Source organism: Clostridium sp. AF15-41 (genome assembly GCF_003604095.1).
In the GTDB taxonomy this organism is placed as follows: domain Bacteria; phylum Bacillota; class Clostridia; order Lachnospirales; family Lachnospiraceae; genus Coprococcus.
In genome coordinates this window covers 1-1217 of record NZ_QTMQ01000026.1, presented here as the reverse complement: position 1 = coordinate 1217, position 1217 = coordinate 1, and the positions used below count along the sequence as shown (strand labels likewise).

The 1217-nt window shown below is 28.9% G+C and carries 3 protein-coding genes; all 3 read right to left on the bottom strand.

Going from position 1 to position 1217, the window contains the following annotated elements; genetic code table 11:
- The coding region (locus DWW43_RS11975; protein WP_243104492.1) for a hypothetical protein at positions 1–442 on the bottom strand (442 nt) is incomplete at its 3' end.
- Positions 443–478: 36 nt separating this feature from the next.
- Positions 479–937 (bottom strand): SMI1/KNR4 family protein, encoded by a 459-nt coding sequence (locus DWW43_RS11970; protein WP_119963776.1) that lies wholly within the window; start codon positions 935–937, stop codon positions 479–481.
- Between the two features lie 35 nt (positions 938–972).
- Positions 973–1217 (bottom strand): hypothetical protein (locus tag DWW43_RS12210; RefSeq protein ID WP_207666015.1); only part of this gene is annotated, 245 nt, incomplete at its 5' end.

Here is a 1217-nt window from a genome sequence, read left to right as displayed (position 1 = left end):
TTATAGCTCCCCACATACCATCAGAATGACTCCATCCTTCCCAGTCAAAACATTTACTTAACTTTTCTTTATTATTAAAAACCGACTGCATAACTACAGGTTTTATCTGCTCTGATATATGAAATGGTGCCGGTTTGAAATCCCGTCTTTCATACCTTACAGCGCAAAAGAAAACTCGAAACGCACAGTATACCTCTTCAACATCTCCCTCACACATTTCTTTAATTGCTTCAATAATCATATCCGGAATACAGTCATACCCACCCTCGTTATACAGTGCATAAATTCCTCTTGATATAAGATTATTCCAATCCGTAACATCCGCATCTGGTGGAAAGCCATAATAATAAAATTCGCAACGATACTCACCCTTTCCCTCTAACAGTTTGACCATATCATCACATTCTACGGCTTTTCTTGCAATTCCTATGTAATCAATCATATTCGTACTCTCTTTTATCTGTTATCAATTCTCTATTCATTTTTCTTTAAATAATGAACCATTCATTTCTAAGCGAGATATTAAAAAATCTGTAAATGAATAAGCAATTCTTACAAACTTATCATTACCATGTTCATTATAAAAATATATTGGGGGATTATCTCCCTCATTCAGTTTAAAAAAGCAAAACATACACCCCTGACTCATCCAAAATACAAAATCTTCATCCAATAATATATTTTTAGAATTATTTTCAATAAGTAATTCATTTGCTCCTTCTTTTAAATAAAATATTTCATTCATAAAGCAAGAGTCACCTCTCATAAATTGTCCACCAGTTCCATTTCCCATACATTTCATAAATTCTATATATGACTGTGGTAAACAAAAACCTTTACAAAGCTGTTGTAATTCACTTATTTGTTTTTCTGTACAACCATTCATAATTATATTTTCATTATTCAGTTTTCTTATTAATTCATCAATATATTTCATGAAAAGTTTCTCCAGCTTATTTATATACCTCAATTCTAATAATCTTTAAGCAAAGTAATTATATCTTTATCATTTAATGCGTTTATTTTTATCCCACTATTTTCAATGGTACTAATCAATGCAATATAGTTATATAAAACAACTCCAAATTGCAGAAAAACAAATAATGCATCAGTTATATCAGTCATATCATTTACATATATTTTCTTTTTTTCCATATTATTAATAACAATTAAACTAATATAATTATCACAATTTATAAGACTTAAACTATAAATAT